The sequence below is a fragment of the Streptomyces sp. NPDC059567 genome (assembly GCF_042735655.1).
Lineage (GTDB): Bacteria > Actinomycetota > Actinomycetes > Streptomycetales > Streptomycetaceae > Streptomyces.
In genome coordinates this window covers 270-1,871 of record NZ_JBHWBS010000209.1, presented here as the reverse complement: position 1 = coordinate 1,871, position 1,602 = coordinate 270, and the positions used below count along the sequence as shown (strand labels likewise).

Genomic DNA, 1,602 nt, shown 5'->3' with positions numbered 1-1,602 from the left:
GGCGGATTCCAGGGATCGTCGCAACACCGTGTGTGTAGCGACGATCCTAGGCCTCATCGCCGACCAATCATGTGAGCTCGCAGGGAAGTGTATGGACGCCCAGCACGGCGGGTGCCATGCTCGCGCTGGTGTCCGGCGTGGGCCCGGCGCATGGGAGCGAGATCATGACCCTCTACGCCGCCGTACCTCTTGTTCTCATAGCGTCGCTCGTCGCCGCGTCCGGCGTGGCGGCGGTTACCCGTGGATGGGTGCTCCCCATGAACCGGCGCTACGTTCGTGCCCCTCGCCTCTACGGCTGGGGTCAGCTGGTGATGGCTTTCGCGATGTGCTGGCAGGTGGTCTTCGGACTGGTGATCAGCGACTCCGCCACGCGGCAGTGGGGCACCCTCACCGGCGGGGCGATTCTCCTGGTCGGCCTCTTCTTGATGGCGGCGGCTCAGCGCACGAGAAGGCGTGAGCACCGCTGAAGGCGGATTTCAATGATCGTCGCAACTCGTGATCACTGACGTGTGGTGGCGAGCAGTGCATGCATGCGCTCGGCTGGGGTGTCCCAGCCGAGCGTCTTGCGTGGGCGGCCGTTGAGTTCGGCGGCGACCTCGTCCAGGCGCTCGCGGCTGTAGCGGGAGAGGTCGGTGTGCTTCGGGAAGTACTGCCGCAGCAGGCCGTTCGTGTTCTCGTTCGAGCCGCGCTGCCAGGGGCTGGCGGGGTCGCAGAAGTAAACCGGCATGTCGGCGCCGAGCGCGAACGCGGCATGGCCGGCCATTTCATTGCCTTGGTCCCAGGTCAGGGACCGCCGCAGCTGCGGCGGAAGCGGGCGCATGGTGTCGGTCAGCAACCGCTGGAACTGCTCGGCCCGGTGCCCGTCGGGCAGGTGCACGAGCATCGTGAACCGAGTGGACCGCTCCACGAGCGTGCCGATCGCCGACTTGTGAGCGGCGCCGACGATGAGGTCGCCTTCCCAGTGCCCTGGCACCACTCGGTCGTCCGCCTCGGCCGGCCGCTCGCTGATCAGGATCATCGGGGCCGCGAACCGCTTCTGACGGCTGGTGGCCTGCCGGTGAGGCTTCCGCCGGGCCCGGCCCGTCCGCAGGCACCGGACCAGCTCGCGGCGAAGTACGCCCCGGCCCTGGACGTAGAGAGCCTGGTAGATCGTCTCGTGGACCACGTGCATCTCCAGGTCGTCGGGGAAGTCACGCCGCAGCTGGTTCGCTATCTGCTCCGGGCTCCAGCGCCTTTCCAACCGGTCCTGGATGTAGTCGCGCAGCCGTGGGTTGCCGCCGATCTTCCCGGTCTTCGGACGGGGCCGGCGGGCGTCGGCCCGCCGTTGGGCGGCGTGGGGCCGGTAGTACCAGCGGTTGTTGTAGCCGTGCAGCACCGTGCGGTTGCGCTGGACCTCGCGGCTGATGGTCGACGGGCTGCGGCCCAGCTCCGCGGCGATCGTCCGGATGCTCGCCTTCTCCCGCAGCCGGTCGGCGATATGGATTCGCTCGTCCTCCCGCAAATGCAAAGAATCGCGCGCGCGGGGGGGGGGGGGGCGCGGGGCGGGGGGGGGGGCGGGGCGGGGGGGGGGGGGGGGCGCACGCCGCGGCGCTCACCCGCCCC

At 69.9% G+C, this 1,602-nt stretch carries 2 protein-coding genes; one reads left to right on the top strand and one right to left on the bottom strand.

All coding sequences use genetic code 11. The annotated features are described in order from the left end of the window. Positions 1-116: 116 nt before the first annotated feature. Positions 117-467, top strand: coding sequence for a hypothetical protein (locus ACFVZW_RS37030; protein ID WP_384530995.1), 351 nt, complete (start codon positions 117-119; stop codon positions 465-467). 32 nt (positions 468-499) lie between these two features. On the opposite strand, the gene ACFVZW_RS37025 is transcribed toward ACFVZW_RS37030, so the two are convergent. Continuing rightward, a complete protein-coding gene (locus tag ACFVZW_RS37025) occupies positions 500-1,507 on the bottom strand; it encodes an IS30 family transposase (protein ID WP_384530993.1) in 1,008 nt (335 codons plus the stop codon). Positions 1,508-1,602: the final 95 nt, after the last annotated feature.